General features: G+C 42.3%; 18 protein-coding genes. 6 read left to right on the top strand and 12 right to left on the bottom strand.

The genetic code is table 11. From position 1 onward, the window contains the following. Positions 1-25: 25 nt before the first annotated feature. The 5 genes from NH153_RS18970 to pspA all read right to left on the bottom strand — a co-directional run bounded on the left by NH153_RS18970 (position 26) and on the right by pspA (position 3,883). Complete coding sequence (locus tag NH153_RS18970; protein WP_063706826.1) at positions 26-1,060, bottom strand: TIGR01620 family protein; 1,035 nt, start codon at positions 1,058-1,060, stop codon at positions 26-28. Continuing rightward, a complete protein-coding gene (locus NH153_RS18965; RefSeq protein ID WP_063706825.1) occupies positions 1,057-2,469 on the bottom strand; it encodes a YcjX family GTP-binding protein in 1,413 nt (470 codons plus the stop codon). The genes NH153_RS18970 and NH153_RS18965 overlap by 4 nt, the downstream gene beginning before the upstream one ends. A 62-nt stretch (positions 2,470-2,531) precedes the next feature. Next, on the bottom strand, positions 2,532-2,933 hold the full coding sequence (pspC, locus tag NH153_RS18960) for an envelope stress response membrane protein PspC (protein WP_063706824.1): 402 nt from the start codon (positions 2,931-2,933) through the stop codon (positions 2,532-2,534). Next, entirely contained in the window at positions 2,930-3,163 is a 234-nt protein-coding gene (pspB, locus tag NH153_RS18955; protein ID WP_036969793.1) for an envelope stress response membrane protein PspB, read from the bottom strand. The genes pspC and pspB overlap by 4 nt, the downstream gene beginning before the upstream one ends. Before the next feature lie 57 nt (positions 3,164-3,220). Next, a complete protein-coding gene (gene pspA, locus NH153_RS18950; protein WP_063706823.1) occupies positions 3,221-3,883 on the bottom strand; it encodes a phage shock protein PspA in 663 nt (220 codons plus the stop codon). Between the two features lie 188 nt (positions 3,884-4,071). On the opposite strand from pspA, the gene pspF reads away from it, so the two are divergent. From pspF to NH153_RS18920, 6 genes are read left to right on the top strand one after another with little or no spacing between them, the layout of a single operon-like run. Further along, positions 4,072-5,145, top strand: a complete 1,074-nt coding sequence (gene pspF, locus NH153_RS18945; RefSeq protein WP_063706822.1) for a phage shock protein operon transcriptional activator — start codon at positions 4,072-4,074, stop codon at positions 5,143-5,145. A gap of 15 nt (positions 5,146-5,160) precedes the next feature. Beyond that, positions 5,161-6,768, top strand: coding sequence for an ABC transporter substrate-binding protein (locus tag NH153_RS18940; RefSeq protein ID WP_063706821.1), 1,608 nt, complete (start codon positions 5,161-5,163; stop codon positions 6,766-6,768). Next, positions 6,768-7,802, top strand: a complete 1,035-nt coding sequence (locus NH153_RS18935) for an ABC transporter permease (protein WP_063706820.1) — start codon at positions 6,768-6,770, stop codon at positions 7,800-7,802. The genes NH153_RS18940 and NH153_RS18935 overlap by 1 nt, the downstream gene beginning before the upstream one ends. After that, entirely contained in the window at positions 7,789-8,682 is an 894-nt protein-coding gene (locus NH153_RS18930) for an ABC transporter permease subunit (protein WP_054562068.1), read from the top strand. Before NH153_RS18935 ends, NH153_RS18930 begins: the two co-directional genes overlap by 14 nt. 2 nt (positions 8,683-8,684) lie before the next feature. Further along, positions 8,685-9,677 carry a peptide ABC transporter ATP-binding protein gene (locus NH153_RS18925; RefSeq protein WP_063706819.1) on the top strand — a complete coding sequence of 331 codons (993 nt, stop codon included), beginning with the start codon at positions 8,685-8,687 and terminating at the stop codon, positions 9,675-9,677. Beyond that, the gene (locus NH153_RS18920; RefSeq protein WP_063706818.1) at positions 9,677-10,438 is read left to right on the top strand and encodes an ATP-binding cassette domain-containing protein; all 762 of its coding nucleotides are present in this window, start codon (positions 9,677-9,679) and stop codon (positions 10,436-10,438) included. The genes NH153_RS18925 and NH153_RS18920 overlap by 1 nt, the downstream gene beginning before the upstream one ends. 120 nt (positions 10,439-10,558) lie before the next feature. On the opposite strand, the gene NH153_RS18915 is transcribed toward NH153_RS18920, so the two are convergent. The 7 genes from NH153_RS18915 to tig form a co-directional block, all read right to left on the bottom strand. Further along, a complete protein-coding gene (locus NH153_RS18915) occupies positions 10,559-10,957 on the bottom strand; it encodes a GNAT family N-acetyltransferase (protein WP_063706817.1) in 399 nt (132 codons plus the stop codon). 89 nt (positions 10,958-11,046) lie between these two features. Further along, positions 11,047-12,948: a peptidylprolyl isomerase gene (ppiD, locus tag NH153_RS18910; RefSeq protein ID WP_063706816.1), complete on the bottom strand. Its 1,902-nt coding sequence runs from the start codon at positions 12,946-12,948 to the stop codon at positions 11,047-11,049. Positions 12,949-13,145: 197 nt separating this feature from the next. Continuing rightward, on the bottom strand, positions 13,146-13,436 hold the full coding sequence (locus tag NH153_RS18905) for an HU family DNA-binding protein (protein WP_175580427.1): 291 nt from the start codon (positions 13,434-13,436) through the stop codon (positions 13,146-13,148). 197 nt (positions 13,437-13,633) lie between these two features. After that, positions 13,634-15,994, bottom strand: coding sequence for an endopeptidase La (lon, locus tag NH153_RS18900; protein ID WP_063706815.1), 2,361 nt, complete (start codon positions 15,992-15,994; stop codon positions 13,634-13,636). 143 nt (positions 15,995-16,137) lie between these two features. Next, positions 16,138-17,421 (bottom strand): ATP-dependent protease ATP-binding subunit ClpX, encoded by a 1,284-nt coding sequence (clpX, locus tag NH153_RS18895; protein ID WP_054553147.1) that lies wholly within the window; start codon positions 17,419-17,421, stop codon positions 16,138-16,140. A 135-nt stretch (positions 17,422-17,556) separates the two neighbouring features. Continuing rightward, positions 17,557-18,174, bottom strand: coding sequence for an ATP-dependent Clp endopeptidase proteolytic subunit ClpP (gene clpP, locus NH153_RS18890; protein WP_063706814.1), 618 nt, complete (start codon positions 18,172-18,174; stop codon positions 17,557-17,559). Positions 18,175-18,448: 274 nt separating this feature from the next. Continuing rightward, positions 18,449-19,753, bottom strand: coding sequence for a trigger factor (tig, locus tag NH153_RS18885; protein ID WP_063706813.1), 1,305 nt, complete (start codon positions 19,751-19,753; stop codon positions 18,449-18,451). Positions 19,754-19,797: the final 44 nt, after the last annotated feature.

Raw genomic sequence — 19,797 nt, 5'->3', positions numbered from 1 at the left:
TTTTATTAACTGTACACAAAAGTTGTCATTTTGTATTTTCGGTCTCTTTGTCGCTCGTACGTGAGGCAATTTTACGGGCAATACTATTGGCGGTTTCTTTTAGCAAGCTGCGCTTATGCTCTAAGCGAGGTAACGGGCGACTAAGCTCCATCGCTTTATACCCTATACGCGCGGTAAAAATACCTGCACTTAGCCCTTGCGCTGCACGGCCCGACAATTTCCCCAGTAATTCAGCGCTTAGTGCCGTTGCTGCTAAATCTGAAACTAACTCTGCACTACCAACAAACAATACTTGTTTCACTAATAAGCGGTACAATTTAATACGGCTTGCATAACCAAAACCAATACCGTAAATACGGCCAATTTGCTCAATGAGCTTAGTGCCACGCCATAGCACCGCCATCATATCAACTAAAGCCAGAGGGCTTAGCGCAACCAATAAGCCAGACTCAGTGGCAAAACGGTTAATCAGTTTTTTTGCTTGCTGATCTTGGCTGACCAATAAGCTATCGGCATATAAGGTCATGATTTCTTTATCGGTATGGTGACTTGCTATTTGCTGCTTAAACTCTTCAAATCCAGTAAGCTCCTGATGTTTATTAAGCTTTTCTAGCCATGGTAATGCTTCACCTACTTGCTCGCTATTAAGTAAGCGGTCGGCCTCGGTACGATGCAATTGATTACGCTTTAAACTTCTTAGCATGCGGTACTCGCGCCAAATAACACGGGCAATCAATAGCACACCACTGAGAACAGCCGTTAAATACACCGAACCTAAAATAATTGATTGCTGAAACGTCACAAACAATGACATCGCAAACTCAAGTAGCACTAAAATTAAAAAGCTAACAACAAACACCCCTTTTAGGGTTTGCCATTTAGACTTTTTATACACAGGCTCAAGCTCAATGCTATCTTGCTGATCTTCTTCAGTGTCGATAAATTCGGCGTTTTCTATCACTTTAGCAACAGTTAACTCCTTCGTTGGAGCTTCGTTGCTTGCAGAGCTTGAAATACGGCGACCTGCCTGAAAGTTCATCTCCTTTGGTTGCTCACTCATGTTAGTTTATCTCCTATCAGGTACTGCATGACATGATCTAAACGAATATGCTTTAACCGTTTATCAGGGCATGGCAGTGGCGAAAACGATAAGAACTCAAAGCCCTGTTTTGGCCACTCTTGTTTGTTGAGCAGGCGTGACGGTGGCTGCGGCGGTAAATACGTCAGCCATTCTTGCTCGCCTAAAGGCTTGCCATAAATACAAGCTAACTGCTGGCCTTTCTCAGCCACTTGGCGCGGCTCTGTAGCGCAGATAGATGACATTGCCATGGTTTCGATTTGCACACCTTCGAACTTTAAATGATTCGTTTGGTCATGCACGATTGAATCAAGCAATAGCGCTAAATCTTTATGATATTGCGCACTAATATGATCTGACTTATTGGCCGCAAACAGTAGCTTGTCGATGTTTGGTTTAAACAAACGTTTAAAGAAGCTTGCTTCACCATAATTAAAGTGCGCCAGCAATTGGTTTATAACACGGCTTTGCTCATGCAGCGTTTCGCTGCCTTCATTCAAGGCACTGAGCACATCCACTAGCACAATTTGTCGGTCAAAATGACGAAAATGCTGCTCGTAAAAAGGTTTTACAACCTCTTTTACATAGGCTTTATAGCGCTTTTTAAGATGCGCTAAATTCGACCCTTCGGTTATGTCATCAGGCACATGCGCAACTGGGAAAAACTGCAGTAGCGGCGCCCCTTTAAGCTCACCAGGCATCAGCATGCGACCTGGTTGTAACATGGCAAGCTTGGTGTCTTTTTTAAGACCGATCAATAACTGCTGATAAAGCGTAGCAACATCAGCAAGTTTGCTCTCATCAACATTTGCGGATAAATCAAGTTCAGCAAGGGCGGTTAAAAATGGCTTCGCTTTTTCGTTGCGTGCTGTTTGCTGCAAGAGTGAGTATTGTGACTCACACCAATCAGTAAATGATTGCTCTAGCATTGGCAAATCAAGTAACCATTCACCAGGGTAATCAATAATGTCTAAATAGAGTGTTGATTGCGGTGCAAAATGACCACGCAGCCCCGAATTACTTTGGTATTTAATTGCCAAACGTAAGGTATTAATACGCTCGGTAGAGGCAGGCCATGCTGGCTCACCATCAACAGGTAACAACGCTGCTAATGCATTGGTATATTCAAATGTCGGAATTGTCAGTGCTTGCTGCGGCACTATTTTTGTAGCGATATGACGCTTTTCGCGCATCACATCAAAAAAAGGTAAGTTTTTATCGTCAGCTTGGCTGGTTAAGTGTTTAACCAAGGCGGTAATAAAAGCGGTTTTGCCGCTGCCACTTAAGCCTGTGACGGCTAACTTCACGTGTTGGTCTAAACTACGGTGAAGGGCTTTTTCCGCTTTATTTTTTAACGAATTAAAGGTGTTCTTTGCGAATGATTGGCTCATAAAGTGTCTAGCACCTTATTTGCGCTGGGTATCACGATGCAAACAAGGTGCGTATATGTCCTTTAAAGTTTGTTGATTTCACGGCTAACCGTAAATTCTGTTGATGTGACATAGCGTTCCATCTCTTGTAAACGACCATCAACTCGAGCAAGACGATCTTTTAAATCTTGCAATGCACGGCGAGGTGGTTCCCCTTTTTGCCATACTTTAAATTTTACTTCAAGCGGGTCTTGGTGAATGCTGTCTGCGCTTTTATCTGCTTTTTCAGTCGGTTTTTTGTCTAAAATAAACCAAGCAGCAATGTAAGCAACAACAATAAACGGGCCGCCTGATAATAGTACTGCTGTCACCACTAAAATGCGTACCAGCCAAAGCTCCATGTTAAAGTAATCGCTGATACCTGCGCATACGCCAGCTATTTTACCGCGCTCTGCGTCTCTAAATAATTCGCGTTTGGTACTCATACTTTACGTCTCCACTGCGGAGCCTCTTGATCAAGTAAGGCTTCTAATGTTTCAACACGCTCTGCCATTTTATCCGCTTTTTGTGCAAGCTCTAATAATTGGCGGTGCTCGTGTTCACTTAAACCTTGGCTCACTTGTTTTTTACTACGGTAATGTAAAATTAGCCAAAGTGGGGCAACAACCACCATAAAAACAATAATCGGTGCCATCAAAACTTCTGCGTCGAACATGGTACTCTCCTGTCAATCCGTTATGTGTTTAAGCATTGGGGGACTCGCCCCCATTTATTATTTTTTATCTGCTAGTTTTTTCTTAAGCTCAGCTAGCTCATCATCAATCTTTTCGTCTTGCTGAAGACCAGCAATTTCGTCAGCTAATGATTTTTTACCAAGATCATAAGACTCTATTTGTGATTCTAGACCATCGATCTTACTTTCGTAACGTTCGAAGCGGTTTAAAGCGTCTTCAACTTTAGAGCTGTCGAGTGCTTTTTTAACTTCAAGACGCGACTCTGCAGAGCGTTGGCGTAAGATGATTGCTTTTTGACGCGCTTTTGCATCAGCAAGCTTCTCTTGTAACGTGCTTACTTCTTGCTGTAATTTCTCGATGTGAGACTCTACATGCTCCAGCTCAGATTCAACAGCGGCGACTGCATCTGCTGACTTTTGCTTTTCAATCAGTGCTGCACGTGCTAAATCATCACGGTCTTTACTGAGTGCTAATTCAGCTTTTTCTTGCCAGTCTGCAACTTGAACTTTTAAAGTGTCAACGCGACGTACTAGCTCTTTTTTCTCAGCAAGTGTTTTAGCTGATGTAGAGCGAACTTCTACTAATGTATCTTCCATCTCTTGGATGATCAGGCGAACCATTTTTTCTGGGTCTTCTGCTTTATCTAAGATGGCATTGATATTAGAATTAACGATGTCTGCAAAACGTGAAAAAATTCCCATAACATTTACCTCTTTGGTGTTTTAACTTAATCAGTTGGTATATCTAGTATCAATATGCTTGCCAACTTTAATAAACTTAGAATAACCCAATACATTCAAACAGTTAAACTAAATTTATAAATTTCTTTAGTTCTCCAAGATAATGAAATACACTAGATCTTAGTAAAAATGACTAAGAGTTAGGGAATATGAGCCAATTTCGCCAACAGGATAATTTACTCGGCCAATCTGACAGTTTTTTAAGTGTACTTGATCAAGTTTCGCAACTAGCAAGTTTAGAGAAGCCAGTTCTTATTATTGGTGAGCGCGGTACAGGTAAAGAACTTATTGCAGCCCGTTTGCACTTCTTATCTAAGCGCTGGGATCAAAACTATATAAAGCTTAACTGTGCAGCGCTTAACGAAAACCTGCTCGAAAGCGAATTGTTTGGTCATGAAAGTGGTGCATTTACCGGTGCCAGTAAACGCCACGAAGGCCGCTTTGAGCGTGCCAATGGCGGTACACTATTCCTTGATGAATTAGCCAACACCTCTGCGATGGTGCAAGAAAAACTGCTACGCGTTATTGAATACGGCGAGTTTGAACGCGTCGGTGGTAAGCAAACAGTTAAAGTCGATACCCGTTTAGTGTGTGCAACCAATGAAGACCTACCAACGCTTGCTGAGCAAGGCGAATTTAGAAGCGACTTACTCGACCGTCTCGCGTTTGATGTTATTACCTTACCTCCATTGCGTGAACGCCAAGAAGATATCATGTTACTGGCAGAACAATTTGCTATTAACATGGCCCGCGACCTTGAGTGGGAGCTATTTAGTGGCTTTACTCGAAGCGCCATCGAAACGCTTCAATCTTATGATTGGCCGGGTAATATTCGTGAATTAAAGAATGTGGTTGAACGTAGCCTGTATCGCCATGGTAACGAACATATTCCCGTTCACCAGATTATTTTAGACCCATTTGCGAGTAAATTTAGACCGAAACAGCGTGTAAAAGCAGCCGTGAGCAGTGCCCCCGTTACAAACGTTGAAGCAGCGCCTATTGCCACTACACAAAATCAAGATGTTGTGACACTCAATAAGCCCGACATTCAATTTCCTTGTAATTTAAAGCAGCTGTCTAACGACTTTGAAATTGATGTCATTAAAAAAGCACTTGAACATAGTCAATTTAACCAAAAGAAAACTGCAGAACACTTAGAATTAACGTATCATCAATTACGTGGCTATTTGAAAAAATACAATTTATTAGATCAGCAGCAATAGTTAGAGGCTAATCAGGTGTTTAAACCGTTACTTGCTTTGTCTTTGGTGTGCTTAGTAGGCTGCCTAGATAACGAAGAAAAAACCACAGAACAAAAAAACCAGGGCTTGGTCTATTGCGCTGAAGCAAACCCTGTGTCGTTTAATCCGCAAGTGACAACGACGGGGTCAACTATCGATATTATCGCCAATCAGCTTTATGACCGACTACTGAGTATTGATCCGGTGTCTGCCGAATTTCAGGCAGAATTAGCAACCGATTGGAAAATTAGCCCAGATGGTAAAGCAATCACCTTTACCCTACGTAAAGGGGTTAAATTTCATACCACAAAATATTTTACCCCAACCCGTGACTTTAACGCAGATGATGTCATTTTCACCTTTAGCCGCTTATTCGACGTCTACAACCCTTATCACTTTGTTGGTGATGCCAGTTACCCTTATTTTCAAAGTGTGGGTATTGATCAGCTTATTCGCCGTATTGTGCGTGTTTCTGATTACCAAGTACGGTTTGAACTTTATAATGCTGAAAGCAGCTTTTTAGCAAACCTAGCAACCGACTTTGCCGTGGTGTTATCCGAAGAATACGCCATGCAGCTTAAAGCTCGAAATCAAGAAAACTTATTTGACCAATACCCGGTTGGTACGGGCCCGTATGTATATAAAGAATACCGCCGCGACCGTTTAATTCGCTATTACCGCAATCCAGACTACTGGAAACATCCGGTTGTGCTTGAGCAACTGGTGTATGACATTACGCCAAACGGCACCACACGCGTTGCAAAAATGCTCACTAAAGAATGTGATGTGACTGCGCATCCAAGCAGCGCGCAGCTGAGTATTTTATCGCAACGCGAAGACATTAAAGTTCAAAAAGAGCAAAACTTAAATATTGGTTACTGGGCTTTTAACACTGAGCGCCCACCTTTTGATGATGTGCGTGTACGCCAAGCACTCGCGAGCGCCATTGATATCGATAAAATTATGCAAGCGGTGTATTACGGTAATGGGATTAAAGCGCAGTCTTTACTGCCTCCTGCTTCGTGGGCATTTGAAGCGCAAAAAGCGATGCCAGAATTTAACCCTGCACTTGCCAAAACTTTACTTGCCGAAGCGGGCTACAAAGATGGCTTTGATATGAATATTTGGGCCATGCCGGTAAGCCGAATTTATAATCCCAATGCCCGTAAAATGGCTGAGCTAATGCAAAGTGATTTACGTAAGATTGGCGTTAACGTCAATATCGTAGAATACGAGTGGAACACCTTTTTACAACGCGTTGGTGAGCATAGACACGATAGCGTATTACTTGGCTGGGCTGCGGATACGCCCGACCCAGATAACTTTATGAGTCCGTTATTAAGCTGCACCGCTACCTTCAGCGGTAAAAACCCGGCTAATTGGTGTGATCCTGAGTTTGACTTATTACTGACTCAAGCGCTTGACACCACCGACATAGAAAAACGTAAACAATATTACAATCAAGCCCAACGCATTATTGTTCAAGAGCTGCCTATTTTACCGATTGCTCATGGCATGCGCTTTCAAGCCGCAAGTAGTGATGTAAAAGGCATCAGCTTGAGTCCATTTGGCGGTATCTCGCTTGCTAATGCGAGGAAAGAATAATGATACTTGATTATATTCTTCGCCGCTTCGCCTTGTTAATGTTTATGATGCTGACGCTGAGTATCTTTACCTTTTCATTAAGCTTTTTGTTTCCGGGTGATGCGCTAACTAACTTAAGTGGTATTACGAACAGCACCTTCTCACAAACCAGTGCGCTTGAAGATAAGTTCCATTTTACTGACAACTATGTGGTGCAATACTTTGCCTTTTTAGACCGTATTTTACACGGTGATTGGGGTGTCTCTTTTGCATCAGGCGAAAGTGTATTTCAACATATCAAAGACTTATTTCCTGCAACACTAGAGTTAAGTGTTTATGCATTGTTTGTCTCTGTTGCTGTTGGCGTACCTGCGGGTATTTTGGCGTCTGCCTATTACAAACGTTGGCCAGACAAATTTATAAACTCAGGCACGCTGATTGGTTACTCAATGCCCGTATTTTGGTTAGCACTGTTGTTGATCATGGTGTTTTCACTGCAGTTAGGCTGGTTTCCGATGTCTGGCCGCATGGGTTTACTTTATGAAATTGAACCAGTGACTGGCTTTATTCTCATTGATATTATTGTTGATGACTTTCCTTACCACGGCATGGCATTTTTAGATGCATTGCATCATTTAACTTTGCCAACCATAGTACTGGCTATGTATCCAACCACAGTATTAGTGCGTTTTACCCGTGATTCAATGTTGAAAGTGTTAGACCAAAGCTATATTAAAACAGCGCGAGCAAAAGGCTTAAACCGTGCTCAGCTGATTATTCACCACGCACTGCGTAATGCGCTGCTACCGGTTATCAAGCAAATAGGTTTACAGTTTAGTACCTTGATCACCCTTGCGATGATCACCGAAGTTATTTTCTCATGGCCAGGCATTGGTCGTTGGCTAATCGATAGTATTTATCAGCGTGACTACCCTGCCATTCAAGGTGGCTTACTCGCTGTTTCTATGTTCGTTATTTTAGCTACGATTATTGCTGAGCTCACTTATACCTTATTCGACCCATTATCGCGGAACCAAGCTCATGGCAAAGTTTAATTTATTCTCTGAAGAGTCGAATAAATCGCCACTGGCGCGATTTTGGAAGAAATTTAAAACCAATCACCCTGCCCTTGTGGGTTTATGGTTATTTATCGCTTTAGTGTTACTGGCTGTATCTGCTCCCCTTCTTGCCCCTTATGGCGTTAACCAGCAACACAGTGATGCACTGCTGTTACCGCCATCTTGGCATGATGCTGGAGATGTACGCTTTCTATTAGGCACCGACGATTTAGGCCGTGATGTGCTCTCACGCTTAATGAATGGCGCGACCTACACGTTTGGTTTATCGGTTGTCGCGGCTTTGATCACCACAGTGATTGGCGTATTAGTGGGTACTTTTGCTGGGATCAGCCGTGGTATTCGTTCAAGTTTTTTAAATCACTTGCTCGATATTACCTTATCGATACCTTCACTGTTGCTTGCCATCATTATTATCGCGATCCTTGGTCCAGGCCTGATGAATACAGTATGGGCAATTATTCTAGCCTTGCTGCCTCAGTTTATTCACTCTGTACGTAACTTGATTGTTGAAGAGCTAAACAAGGATTACATCACGGCATTTAAACTGGATGGTGCGTCAAATTGGCATATTCTCGCCCGTGGTATCTTTCCGAATATTTACGAGCATATTGTGGTTATTTTTACCATGGCGCTTTCTACGGCTATTTTGGATATCTCAGCGCTTGGCTTTTTAAAACTCGGTGCACAACCGCCCACCACAGAATGGGGTGCCATTTTGGCTGAGAATCTGGGTTTAATTTACCTTGCCCCTTGGACTGTTGGCTTACCGGGCGTATTATTATTTTTAGCAGTACTGTCTACCAATTTAGTAGGTGACGGTTTACGCCAAGTGCTTAAAGAACGTAAGGCCGACTAATTATGCAATTACTCGATATTCGCAACCTCACGATAGAGTTACGTACCTCAGATACCGTTATTCGTGCGGTAGATAGAGTGAGCATGACCTTAAAAGAAGGTGAAGTACATGCATTGGTTGGTGAGTCAGGCTCAGGTAAAAGCTTGATTGCAAAAGCTATTGTTGGGGTTTTGAACAAGCGCTGGCATATTACCGCAGACCGCATGCATTGGCGTGGTGTTGATTTAATGCGCTTATCTAACGAACAGCGCCGTAAATTGGTTGGTCAAGACATTGCCATGATCTACCAAGATCCTAGCCGCTGCCTCGACCCAACAGCCAAGATATTTGACCAAATTGCCGAGACCTTACCCGCACAAGAAACCAGTGGTTTTTTCTTAAAACGTAATAGACAACGAAAAGATCGTGTTAAAGCGTTAATCCATAAGGTGGGTATTAAAGATCATAAAAAGGTGCTCGACAGCTATCCTCATGAGCTCTCTGAAGGTATTTGTCAAAAGGTGATGATTGCCATGGCAATTGCGCGTACACCCAAACTACTGATTGCCGATGAACCAACGACAGCCCTTGAAAGCACCACTCGTGCGCAAGTCTTTAGGCTATTAAAGAGCTTGAACCAGCTAAAAAACATGTCGATTTTGATGATTTCTCACGAGCTTGAAGAAATTGTCGAGTGGTCACACGGTATGCATGTATTGTACTGCGGACAAATGGTTGAAGCAGGTCCAACAAATCGTATCTTTAGCCAGCCGCACCACCCGTATACTCAAGCACTGTTAAAAAGTTTACCTGATTATGAGCAAGGGCTTGCTCATAAAGAGCCTTTTTATGCGCTAAAGGGCACCATTCCAACCTTACAGCATCTACCGATAGGTTGCCGTTTGGGGCCGCGTTGCCCACAAGCACAAAAAGAATGTGTGGTAACACCGAAATTGACCAAGCATCACAGCCACAGTTATGCCTGCCATTTCCCATTAATTAAGGCGATGAAATAATGCAACCGCTGTTAAAAGTTCAAGCGTTATCAAAGAGTTTTAACCTACGTGCAGGCTTGTTTTCGCGTAAACGATTCTCTGTTCTAAAAGATATTTCGTTTTGCTTAGGACAAGGCGAGACGATAGCCATTATTGGCGAAACTGGCTCAGGTAAAAGTACCTTGGCAAAATTACTGGCTGGAGCCGATAACGCCGATAAAGGGCAAATTCTACTCGATGGCAATATCATCGAAAATGATGGCTTACGTGATAACGACTGTCGCCACATTCGGATGATCTTCCAAGACTCTGAAGCGTCGTTAAACCCGGGTTTGACGATAGGCGACATGCTGAATGACTGTTTACAGTACAACACTGATTTAAACAAAGAAGCGCGTGAAGAAAAAATAAAACAAACTCTCGCAAAAGTGGGTTTGCTATTAGACCACCAACACTATTACCCACACATGTTTAGTAGCGGCCAATTGCAACGTATAGCGCTTGCAAGAGCTTTAATCTTAGATCCTAAGGTTGTGGTGCTCGATGAAGCGTTATCGTCTCTAGACCCATCTGTGCGCGCACAAACGGTAAACTTATTACTGCGTCTACAAAAAGATACCGGCCTTAGCTATGTGCTTATTACGCATCACCTAAGTTTAGTGCGTCATATTAGCGACCAACTTGTGGTACTTGATCACGGTGAAATTGTTGAATACGGCCAAACGGAAGCGATTTTCCAAGATCCACAGTCGGTGGTGACGCAGAAGTTATTGAATTGCTGATGGTGAGCTGTCAGCTATCGGCCGTAAGCTGTCAGTTTAATTCGGCGTTAAAACGCCTCCCACGCGGGAGATTTGATCACTCAATTAACTTTACTCTTTCCCCTTGCAACTTTACTCTTATCAAAACTTTTTATACATCCCTTGGCTTTGTGGTGCGACAAACTTGTAGCCAAGCTTTTCGTAAAAGCCGGGTTTGTCGGCGACCATAGTGACGTAACTACCTTCATAAGCGGCAGATTCGATGTAGCGGTCAACATGTTCCATAATCACACGCCCTAACCCTTGCCCTTGATATTCAGGTGATACAGCAATATCAACCACTTCAAAATTACAACCACCATCACCAATAACACGACCCATGCCAATCAACTCATTGTTTTTGCGAATACAAATAGCATAGAGAGAGTTTGGCAATCCCGCCTTCGCTGCTGCTAATGAACGAGCGGATAAGCCAGCCTTAAGGCGCATTGCACAGTATTCTTCTGCACTTGGTAACTGCTCTATTAGGCGATACTCCATAAATACTCCTTGTAGTTGCGAGTGCGATTAGCTTCAACGGTAACAAAAAAGGCGCCATAAGGCGCCTTTTATTTAAGTCATTTTGCTACTTATTCAGCAGCTTGCACAACTTTTGGTACTTTTACATCTGCTTGTGCTTTAAGTGCAGCGATGAATACCATGTAGTTTTTATTCACTTGAGCCATAGTGATGTTTTGCTTTTGTTGCTCGTTAATTTCAGCGTTAGCCGCTGGATTAACTGCTTTTAGTGCAACGATAGCCGCATCACCATTGTTTAAGTCAACAACATCAACCACTGGTGCACCTTGAGGGTGAGCCATTTTGAAAGCTTGTTGAACAATCGCAGGTGAAACTGTGTAAGCTTGGCGAGCAAGTGCAGCTTCTTGACGCACTGTTAAGCCTTCAGCTTGTGCAACATCATTTAAGCTCTTACCTGCTTCGATGTCAGCATACAGTGTGCGTGCTTTTTCTTTAGCAAGTTCAGATGCTTTTTGTGCAACTAACGTCGCTTTGATTTGCTCAGAAACATCTGCAAGCGCTTTCGTTGTCGCCGCTTTGTGATCGTTTACACGAACAACAACGGCATGCTCATCACCCACTTCAATCACTTCTGAATTCATGCGATCTTCTAACACTTCAGGAGAGAAAATAGCAGCAATCACTTGTGGATTGTTTAGTGGTTCAGGTAACGAGTTACGTGTCACTAGTTCAGTTTTTTGTACTTCAACACCAGCAGCTTCAGCGGCATCCGTTAAAGTATCTGAAATTTCAAACGCCAGCTCACCCATTTGAGTTTGCTTTTCATAAAACGCATTTACTTTCTTAGTACGTTCAAGTTCAGCACGAAGCTCATCTTTTACGTCAGCATATGGCTTAACTTGTTGTGTTTGAATGTCAGTAAGTTTGATGATGTGGTAACCAAATTCTGATTCTACAACGTCTGAAATGTCGCCTTTATTTTCAAGAGCATAAGTTGCATCTTCAAACGCAGGGTCCATCATGTCACGTTCAATCCAATCTAAGTCACCGCCCATTTCAGCGCTCACAACATCATCTGAAGACGATTCAGCTAACTCGGCAAAATCAGCACCATTTTGTAATTGTGCTAGTAACTCTTCTGCTTTCGCTTTTGCTGCATCATCATCTTCGCTGTTATCAATTAAGATGTGCGATACACGACGCTTTTCTGGTTCAACGTACTGGGCACTGTTTTGCTCGTAATACGCTTTAATGTCGTCTTCTGAAACACTTGAATCTAGCGTTAGGTTTGCTGCATTTAAATCAATGTAACTAACTGATACTTGCTCAGGAGCCAAGAATTGCGGTTGATTTAATTCATAGTAATCAGCAATTTCTTGCTCACTCACCGCTACACCCGCTTGTAATGATTCTTTTGTCACAACAAGGTAATCAATACTACGCGTTTGCTGTTGTAGCGCTACGTTGTTGTTTAATTCGTTTTCTAGGATGAAATCAGTACCAGCAACTGCACCAACCAACTGGCTGCGTGTCATGTCTTCACGTAAATACTCACGGAAAGCGTCTGGTTGGAAATTCATTTGACGAATAACTTGTAAGTAACGGTCGTTGCTAAACTGGCCGCCAACTTGGAAGTAAGGCATTTCTAAAATAGCTTTACGAACACTTTCATCACTTACACGAAGACCTAATTCTGCCGCTAGTTGAGTTTGCAATTCTTGTTGTACTAAACGGTCAATTACGCCTTGGCGGATTTGTGCCATGTAATTTGGATCAGCAGCGATTTGTGCGAAGTATTCACCAAATTGTTGTTCTAAACGGTTACGTTCGTTTTGGTATGCACGGCTGAACTCGGTTTGGCTAATTTTAACTCCATTTACTTCTGCAACGGGTTGCTCTGTGGTTTGTCCTAAATAACCACCGATCCCAGCTAAAGCAAAAGATAAAATCACCGCGCCTAAAATAATTTTGGCTGCAGGTCCCTGCGAACCTTCTCTGATTTTCTCAAGCATTTATCTATCTCTATTCTGATCAGGTACAAATTATACCAATTAGCGAATTAAAAATTATTGCGGATTGGTATCAACCCTGCTCATGTAAAAAAAGCGTATCTTACCAGATACGCTTTTTCACTTGAAGTAACTGGTGATAAGTTACCTAAATTCATTTAAGTGTGCTTAGGTATCCCTCACCAACTAATCTTTATTGATTAGTTTACTGCGTCTTTCAGCGCTTTACCTGCTTTGAAAGAAGGAATGTTTGCTGCAGCAATCTGGATAGTCTCACCAGTTTGCGGGTTACGACCTGAACGTGCTGCACGCTCACGTACTGAGAAAGTACCAAAGCCTACTAGCGCTACTGAATCGCCATCTTTAAGAGCGCCTGAAACAGCCTCGATGAATGAATCTAGTGCACGACCTGCAGCCGCTTTAGAAATGTCAGCGTCAGCTGCGATTTGATCGATTAATTGAGATTTATTCACAATATCATCCTCTTTCATTGTTATTATCAAGAGCGATTGTTTTTATAAAAAATAACATCACTGTTTTGAAAATTTATGAGCAAATTAAGTTTATGCTCAGTTTATTATATTTTTCTCAACCCTAGGCCACATAAGGCCTAGGCTTGAAAACTAGTGCTTAACTTATCATACCCTTTGTATTTGAAAAGCCCCTAATTGCACTTTTTTGCGGTTTTTTACTGGTTTTTTTCAGTTTCGACAGAAAAACTCTCAACTGGATGCTTCAAAGCCAGTTTTAAAACGTCATCAATCCATGTAACTGGGTGAATTTCAAGGCCCTCTAATACGTTGTCTGGGATCTCTTTTAGGTCACGTTCGTTAATTTTTGGAATAATAACGGTCTTAATTCCACCACGATGTGCGGCTAGAAGCTTTTCTTTTAAGCCACCAATTGGTAATACTTCACCACGTAACGTGATTTCACCCGTCATCGCAACATCTGAGCGTACCGGGTTACCCGTTAAGCTTGATACCAAACCAGTTACCATCGCAATACCAGCACTTGGGCCATCTTTTGGTGTCGCACCTTCAGGCACGTGCACATGAATGTCACGTTTTTCGTAGAAGTCGCTATTAATGCGTAATTTTTCAGCACGATTACGAACGACTGTCATTGCAGCCTGAATTGACTCTTGCATCACATCGCCAAGTGAACCGGTGTAAGTTAGCTTGCCTTTACCTGGTACGGCTGCTGATTCAATCGTCAGTAAATCACCACCTACTTCAGTCCATGCAAGGCCAGTTACTTGACCAATGCGGTCGCCGTCTTCAGCTTTGCCATAGTCAAAGCGCTGCACACCTAAGAACTCTTCAAGATTGCTATCGTCGATAACAACTTTCTTAGTGTCTTTATCTAGTAAGATGTTCTTAACCGCTTTACGGCATAGTTTTGACACTTCACGCTCTAAATTACGAACACCCGCTTCACGAGTGTAGTAGCGGATAATGCCAATAATTGCGCTGTCAGCAATCTCAACTTCGTCATCTTTTAAGCCATTACGCTTAACTTGTTTAGGAATTAAGTGTTGCTTAGCAATGTTTAGCTTCTCGTCTTCGGTGTAACCCGAAAGGCGAATAACTTCCATACGGTCTAATAATGGACCTGGGATATTAAAGCTATTTGACGTTGCCACGAACATCACGTCTGATAAGTCGTAATCAACTTCTAAGTAGTGATCAGCAAAATGGCTATTTTGCTCAGGATCAAGTACTTCAAGTAATGCTGATGCTGGGTCGCCACGCATATCTGATGACATCTTATCGATTTCATCCAATAAGAATAATGGGTTCTTCACACCAACTTTAGTCATATTCTGGATTAACTTACCTGGCATTGAACCAATGTAAGTACGACGGTGACCACGAATTTCTGCTTCATCACGTACACCACCTAATGCCATACGCACATATTTACGACCGGTAGAACGCGCAATTGACTGACCTAATGAGGTTTTACCCACACCAGGAGGGCCCACTAAACATAAAATTGGACCTTTTAGCTTATTAGTGCGCTGTTGCACCGCTAGGTACTCAATAATGCGTTCTTTAACTTTATCTAGGCCGTAATGGTCGCTATCTAAAATCTTTTGTGCGCCAGCTAAGTCTTTTTTCACTTTAGAGCGTTTTTTCCAAGGCACATTGATAAGCGTATCAATGTACGAGCGCACTACAGTTGCTTCCGCCGACATAGGCGACATCATTTTTAACTTGGCAAGCTCAGCATTGGCTTTTTCTTGCGCTTCTTTAGGCATGCCAGACTCTTCGATACGCTTTTTAATCGCTTCGAATTCATCAGGTACATCATCAAGTTCGCCCAGCTCTTTTTGAATCGCTTTCATTTGCTCGTTGAGGTAGTACTCACGCTGCGATTTTTCCATCTGCTTTTTAACGCGTGTACGGATTTTTTTCTCAACTTGCAGTAAATCGATCTCACCTTCCATAAGTGCCATTAAGTATTCAAGGCGCTCAGTGACATCTGCAATCTCAAGTACTTTTTGCTTCTCAGGAACCTTCAGTGGCATGTGCGCTGCCATAGTATCGGCAAGGCGTGCAGCTTCATCAATACCTGATACTGAAGTAAGTACTTCAGGTGGGATCTTCTTATTAAGCTTTACATAACCTTCAAACTGGCTCACAGCACTACGAATGAAGATATCTTGTTCTTGTTCGTCGATATGGCCTGATTCAATAAACTGTGCTTCTGCAACAAAGAAATCATCGTTATCTAAAAACTTTTCAACGCTTGCACGTTGCGTGCCTTCAACTAGCACTTTTACAGTGCCATCAGGCAGCTTTAATAACTGAAGTACTGTGGCAATGGTGCCAACACGGTAGATATCATCTTGCTGTGGATCATCAACAGAGGCGTCTTTTTGCGCCACTAGGAAAATTTGTTTGTCCTTGTCCATCGCCGCTTCTAGGCATTTTATTGATTTTTCACGACCAACAAATAGCGGGATCACCATGTGTGGATACACCACTACATCGCGCAGTGCCAACACGGGGATTTCGACTCGATCAGTTCTCTCAAGCGTCATTATATTCTCTTCGCACTTCATTTATTTTAAAGATTACTCAAGTATATGGGGATATGTAAGGGAAAGTTCAACATATTTATAAAAAAAGGAGCCTTTGGCTCCTTTTTCGTGTTCAACTGCTTAACTTTTAAACTATTACAGTTTTATTCTGATGCAGCTTTGTCTTGGTTACCGCTTTGGTAAATCAAAATTGGATCTGATTCGCCTTTAATAACGGTTTCATCGATAACCACTTTGCTCACATCATCCATCGAAGGTAATTCATACATAGTATCAAGTAGTACACCTTCAACGATTGAACGTAAGCCACGGGCACCTGTTTTACGCTCCATTGCCTTGTGAGCAATCGCACTCAATGCATCTTCGCGGAACTCAAGCTCAACATCTTCCATCGCAAATAATGCAGAGAACTGTTTAGTTAATGCATTTTTTGGTTCACTTAAGATTTGAATAAGCGCTGCTTCATCTAGTTCTGTTAGTGTTGCAACAACCGGAAGACGACCAATAAACTCTGGGATTAAACCATATTTAACTAGATCTTCTGGCTCAACATCTTTAAATGTTTCGCTAAGGCTGCGACTACCTGATGATTGCTTAACTTCAGCGCCAAAACCAATGCCGGTATTTTTATGACTGCGTTGTTCAATCACTTTATCAAGGCCAGCAAATGCACCGCCACAGATAAATAGAATTTTCGATGTATCTACTTGCAAGAACTCTTGCTGTGGATGTTTACGACCGCCTTGTGGTGGCACAGACGCAACCGTCCCTTCTATTAGTTTAAGTAAGGCTTGTTGTACACCTTCACCTGATACGTCACGGGTAATCGATGGATTATCAGACTTGCGAGAAATCTTGTCGATTTCATCAATGTAGACAATACCACGTTGCGCTTTTTCAACGTCGTAATCACATTTTTGCAGTAGCTTTTGAATAATGTTCTCAACGTCTTCACCTACATAACCCGCTTCAGTTAGTGTCGTTGCATCAGCCATCGTGAATGGCACATCAAGTAAACGAGCCATGGTTTCAGCAAGTAATGTTTTACCACTACCTGTAGGGCCAATTAATAGGATATTACTCTTACCAAGCTCTATATCCGCATTGATTGTTTGATTACGTAAACGTTTATAGTGATTGTATACCGCAACCGACAGCACTTTTTTCGCGTGGTCTTGGCCAATCACGTAATCATCTAAGTGATTACGAATTTCTTTCGGCACAGGCAGTTTATCAGACGCATTATGCTTCGGCGCAATGTCTTTGATTTCTTCCCTGATAATATCGTTACACAGCTCAACACATTCATCACAAATATATACTGAAGGGCCAGCAATTAATTTGCGAACTTCGTGCTGGCTTTTGCCGCAAAAAGAGCAGTATAACAATTTATTACTTTTGTCGCCGTCTGTAGGAGTGTCAGACATTCAGCTACCTCATTTATTACGTTGGCAGCAGCGCGAGGCTACTGCTAATTCACTATGTTTAACTATATCAAAGATTATTAGTTTTCGCATAGTAAAGGGTGATAGCTAACAATACGATATTATTAGCTATTCAGATTACTTCGAATCGCGGCTTGAAAATACTGAGTCAACTAGGCCATATTCAACAGCTTCGCTTGCGCTCATAAAGTTGTCGCGATCGGTATCACGAGATACAACTTCTAGCGGCTGACCAGTATGTTCAGCCATTAAACGGTTTAGCTTATCTTTAATTGATAAGATTTCACGGGCGTGAATTTCAAAGTCAGACGCCTGACCTTGGAAACCACCTAATGGTTGGTGGATCATCACACGTGAATTCGGTAAACAGAAACGCTTACCTTTAGCACCACCTGATAATAAAAACGCACCCATGCTTGCCGCTTGGCCAACACAAATTGTGCTTACGTCAGGTTTGATAAAATTCATGGTATCGTAAATTGCCATACCAGCAGTCACTGAACCACCAGGCGAATTGATATAAAGGTAAATATCTTTCTCTGGGTTCTCTGATTCTAAGAAAAGCATTTGTGCAAGAATCAAATTAGCCATGTTATCTTCAACTTGGCCTGTTAAGAAAATAATGCGCTCTTTTAAAAGACGTGAGTAAATATCATATGAGCGCTCACCTTTCGCTGTTTGTTCAACAACCATAGGGACTAATGCGTTTAGAGGGTCTATCATACCGCTATTCATTCTTATTTAATTCCTTATCCGCTGCGACTCATCCTTACTATAAGGAAAGCACATTTATACTAATGTTAATTAAGCTGTCTGTTCAATCTTTATAAGTATATAGGAACTTATCAGAACAAATTCAATCCTCGTCGAAAAAAGTTCTGAATTAACATCAGTTTTGTTGTTTTTTGAGAAACTACTTAGCACAAACTAAAATGGCCCGAGTACACTGTATAAATACAGGGTAACACGAGCCATTTAATCGTTAGCGAGAGCTTAAGTCAATGACTTATTAAGCACCTTGCTGTGGATTCATGATGTCGTCGAATGCTTTTTCAACGTCAGTCACGTTTGCTTTAGCTAGGATAGCTTCAACTGCTTGCTCTTCCATAGCAACGTTGCGCATTTGCTGCATAAGTTGATCATTTGCTTTGTAGTACTCTACTACTTCAGTTGGATCTTCGTATGCAGAAGCTACAGTTGCGATTAACTCTTCAACTTTAGCGTCGTCAACTTTAAGCTCGTTCGCTTTAATTACTTCACCTAGTAATAGGCCAGTTTTAACGCGAGTAACAGCTTGCTCGTGGAATAATTCAGCTGGAAGCTCAGGCATGTTTTGAGCGTTGCCACCGAAACGTTGTGCAGCTTGCTGACGTAGTGCATCAATTTCTTGATCAACTAGCGCTTTAGGCACTTCGATTTCGTTGTTAGCTAAAAGACCTTTGATTGCTTGGTCTTTAACGTTAGCTTTAACCGCTTGGTCAAGCTCACGTGTCATGTTCTTTTTAACTTCTTCTTTAAGAGCATCAACACCGCCTTCAGCTACACCGAATTTAGCTGCGAACTCATCGTTAAGCTCTGGAAGCTCTTGCGCTTCAACTTTTTTCACAGTGATTGCGAAAGAAGCAGCTTTACCTTTAAGGTTTTCAGCGTGGTATTCTTCAGGGAATGTTACTTCAGCAACAACTTCTTCGCCTGCTTTTTTACCAACGATGTTGTCTTCGAAACCTGGGATCATACGACCTTGGCCAAGTTCTAGAGGGAAGTCTTCAGCTTTACCGCCTTCGAACTCTTCACCGTCGATAGAACCAACGAAGTCGATAGTTACACGGTCTTTCTCGCCTGCAGCTGCGTCAACTTCAGCCCAAGTAGCGTGTTGCTTACGTAAAGTTTCTAGCATGTTAGCTAGATCTTCGTCAGTTACAGATACAGCTGGTTTTTCAACAGCGATTTTATCTAAACCTTGGATTTCAACTTCAGGGTAAACTTCGAAAGTTGCATCGAATTCTAAATCTTTACCAGCTTCTAACGCTTTAGGAGCGAAAGTAGGTGCACCTGCTGGGTTAATTTTTTCTGAAACGATTGCTTCAATGTAGTTGCGTTGCATTAATTCGCCAGCAACTTCTTGACGTACTGCAGCACCATAACGCTTGTTGATGATAGACGCTGGAACTTTACCAGGGCGGAAACCATCGATACGCTGGGTTTTAGACAGTTGTTGTAAGCGTTTTTTAACTTCAGTCTCAACGTTCTCTGCAGGAACGGTGATGGTCAGACGGCGCTCAAGGCCTTGAGTCGTCTCAACAGAAACTTGCATGATTTACCTCAATCTTCAATTTTGGCGACTGTTCGCCTTCCTTA

Origin of the sequence: Pseudoalteromonas gelatinilytica (assembly GCF_001641615.1) — a bacterium.
In the GTDB taxonomy this organism is placed as follows: domain Bacteria; phylum Pseudomonadota; class Gammaproteobacteria; order Enterobacterales; family Alteromonadaceae; genus Pseudoalteromonas; species Pseudoalteromonas gelatinilytica.
This window is presented reverse-complemented; position numbering and strand designations above follow the sequence as displayed.

What these genes read in the sequence shown, in the direction of transcription:
- tig (WP_063706813.1), bottom strand. Translation starts at nt 19,753, where the DNA reads ATGCAAGTTTCTGTTGAGACGACTCAAGGCCTTGAGCGCCGTCTGACC.
- ppiD (WP_063706816.1), bottom strand. Translation starts at nt 12,948, where the DNA reads ATGCTTGAGAAAATCAGAGAAGGTTCGCAGGGACCTGCAGCCAAAATT.
- NH153_RS18920 (WP_063706818.1), top strand. Translation starts at nt 9,677, where the DNA reads ATGCAACCGCTGTTAAAAGTTCAAGCGTTATCAAAGAGTTTTAACCTA.
- NH153_RS18970 (WP_063706826.1), bottom strand. Translation starts at nt 1,060, where the DNA reads ATGAGTGAGCAACCAAAGGAGATGAACTTTCAGGCAGGTCGCCGTATT.
- NH153_RS18965 (WP_063706825.1), bottom strand. Translation starts at nt 2,469, where the DNA reads ATGAGCCAATCATTCGCAAAGAACACCTTTAATTCGTTAAAAAATAAA.
- NH153_RS18905 (WP_175580427.1), bottom strand. Translation starts at nt 13,436, where the DNA reads ATGAAAGAGGATGATATTGTGAATAAATCTCAATTAATCGATCAAATC.
- pspF (WP_063706822.1), top strand. Translation starts at nt 4,072, where the DNA reads ATGAGCCAATTTCGCCAACAGGATAATTTACTCGGCCAATCTGACAGT.
- NH153_RS18915 (WP_063706817.1), bottom strand. Translation starts at nt 10,957, where the DNA reads ATGGAGTATCGCCTAATAGAGCAGTTACCAAGTGCAGAAGAATACTGT.
- clpX (WP_054553147.1), bottom strand. Translation starts at nt 17,421, where the DNA reads ATGTCTGACACTCCTACAGACGGCGACAAAAGTAATAAATTGTTATAC.
- pspC (WP_063706824.1), bottom strand. Translation starts at nt 2,933, where the DNA reads ATGAGTACCAAACGCGAATTATTTAGAGACGCAGAGCGCGGTAAAATA.
- clpP (WP_063706814.1), bottom strand. Translation starts at nt 18,174, where the DNA reads ATGAATAGCGGTATGATAGACCCTCTAAACGCATTAGTCCCTATGGTT.
- lon (WP_063706815.1), bottom strand. Translation starts at nt 15,994, where the DNA reads ATGACGCTTGAGAGAACTGATCGAGTCGAAATCCCCGTGTTGGCACTG.
- pspA (WP_063706823.1), bottom strand. Translation starts at nt 3,883, where the DNA reads ATGGGAATTTTTTCACGTTTTGCAGACATCGTTAATTCTAATATCAAT.
- NH153_RS18930 (WP_054562068.1), top strand. Translation starts at nt 7,789, where the DNA reads ATGGCAAAGTTTAATTTATTCTCTGAAGAGTCGAATAAATCGCCACTG.
- NH153_RS18925 (WP_063706819.1), top strand. Translation starts at nt 8,685, where the DNA reads ATGCAATTACTCGATATTCGCAACCTCACGATAGAGTTACGTACCTCA.
- NH153_RS18935 (WP_063706820.1), top strand. Translation starts at nt 6,768, where the DNA reads ATGATACTTGATTATATTCTTCGCCGCTTCGCCTTGTTAATGTTTATG.
- pspB (WP_036969793.1), bottom strand. Translation starts at nt 3,163, where the DNA reads ATGTTCGACGCAGAAGTTTTGATGGCACCGATTATTGTTTTTATGGTG.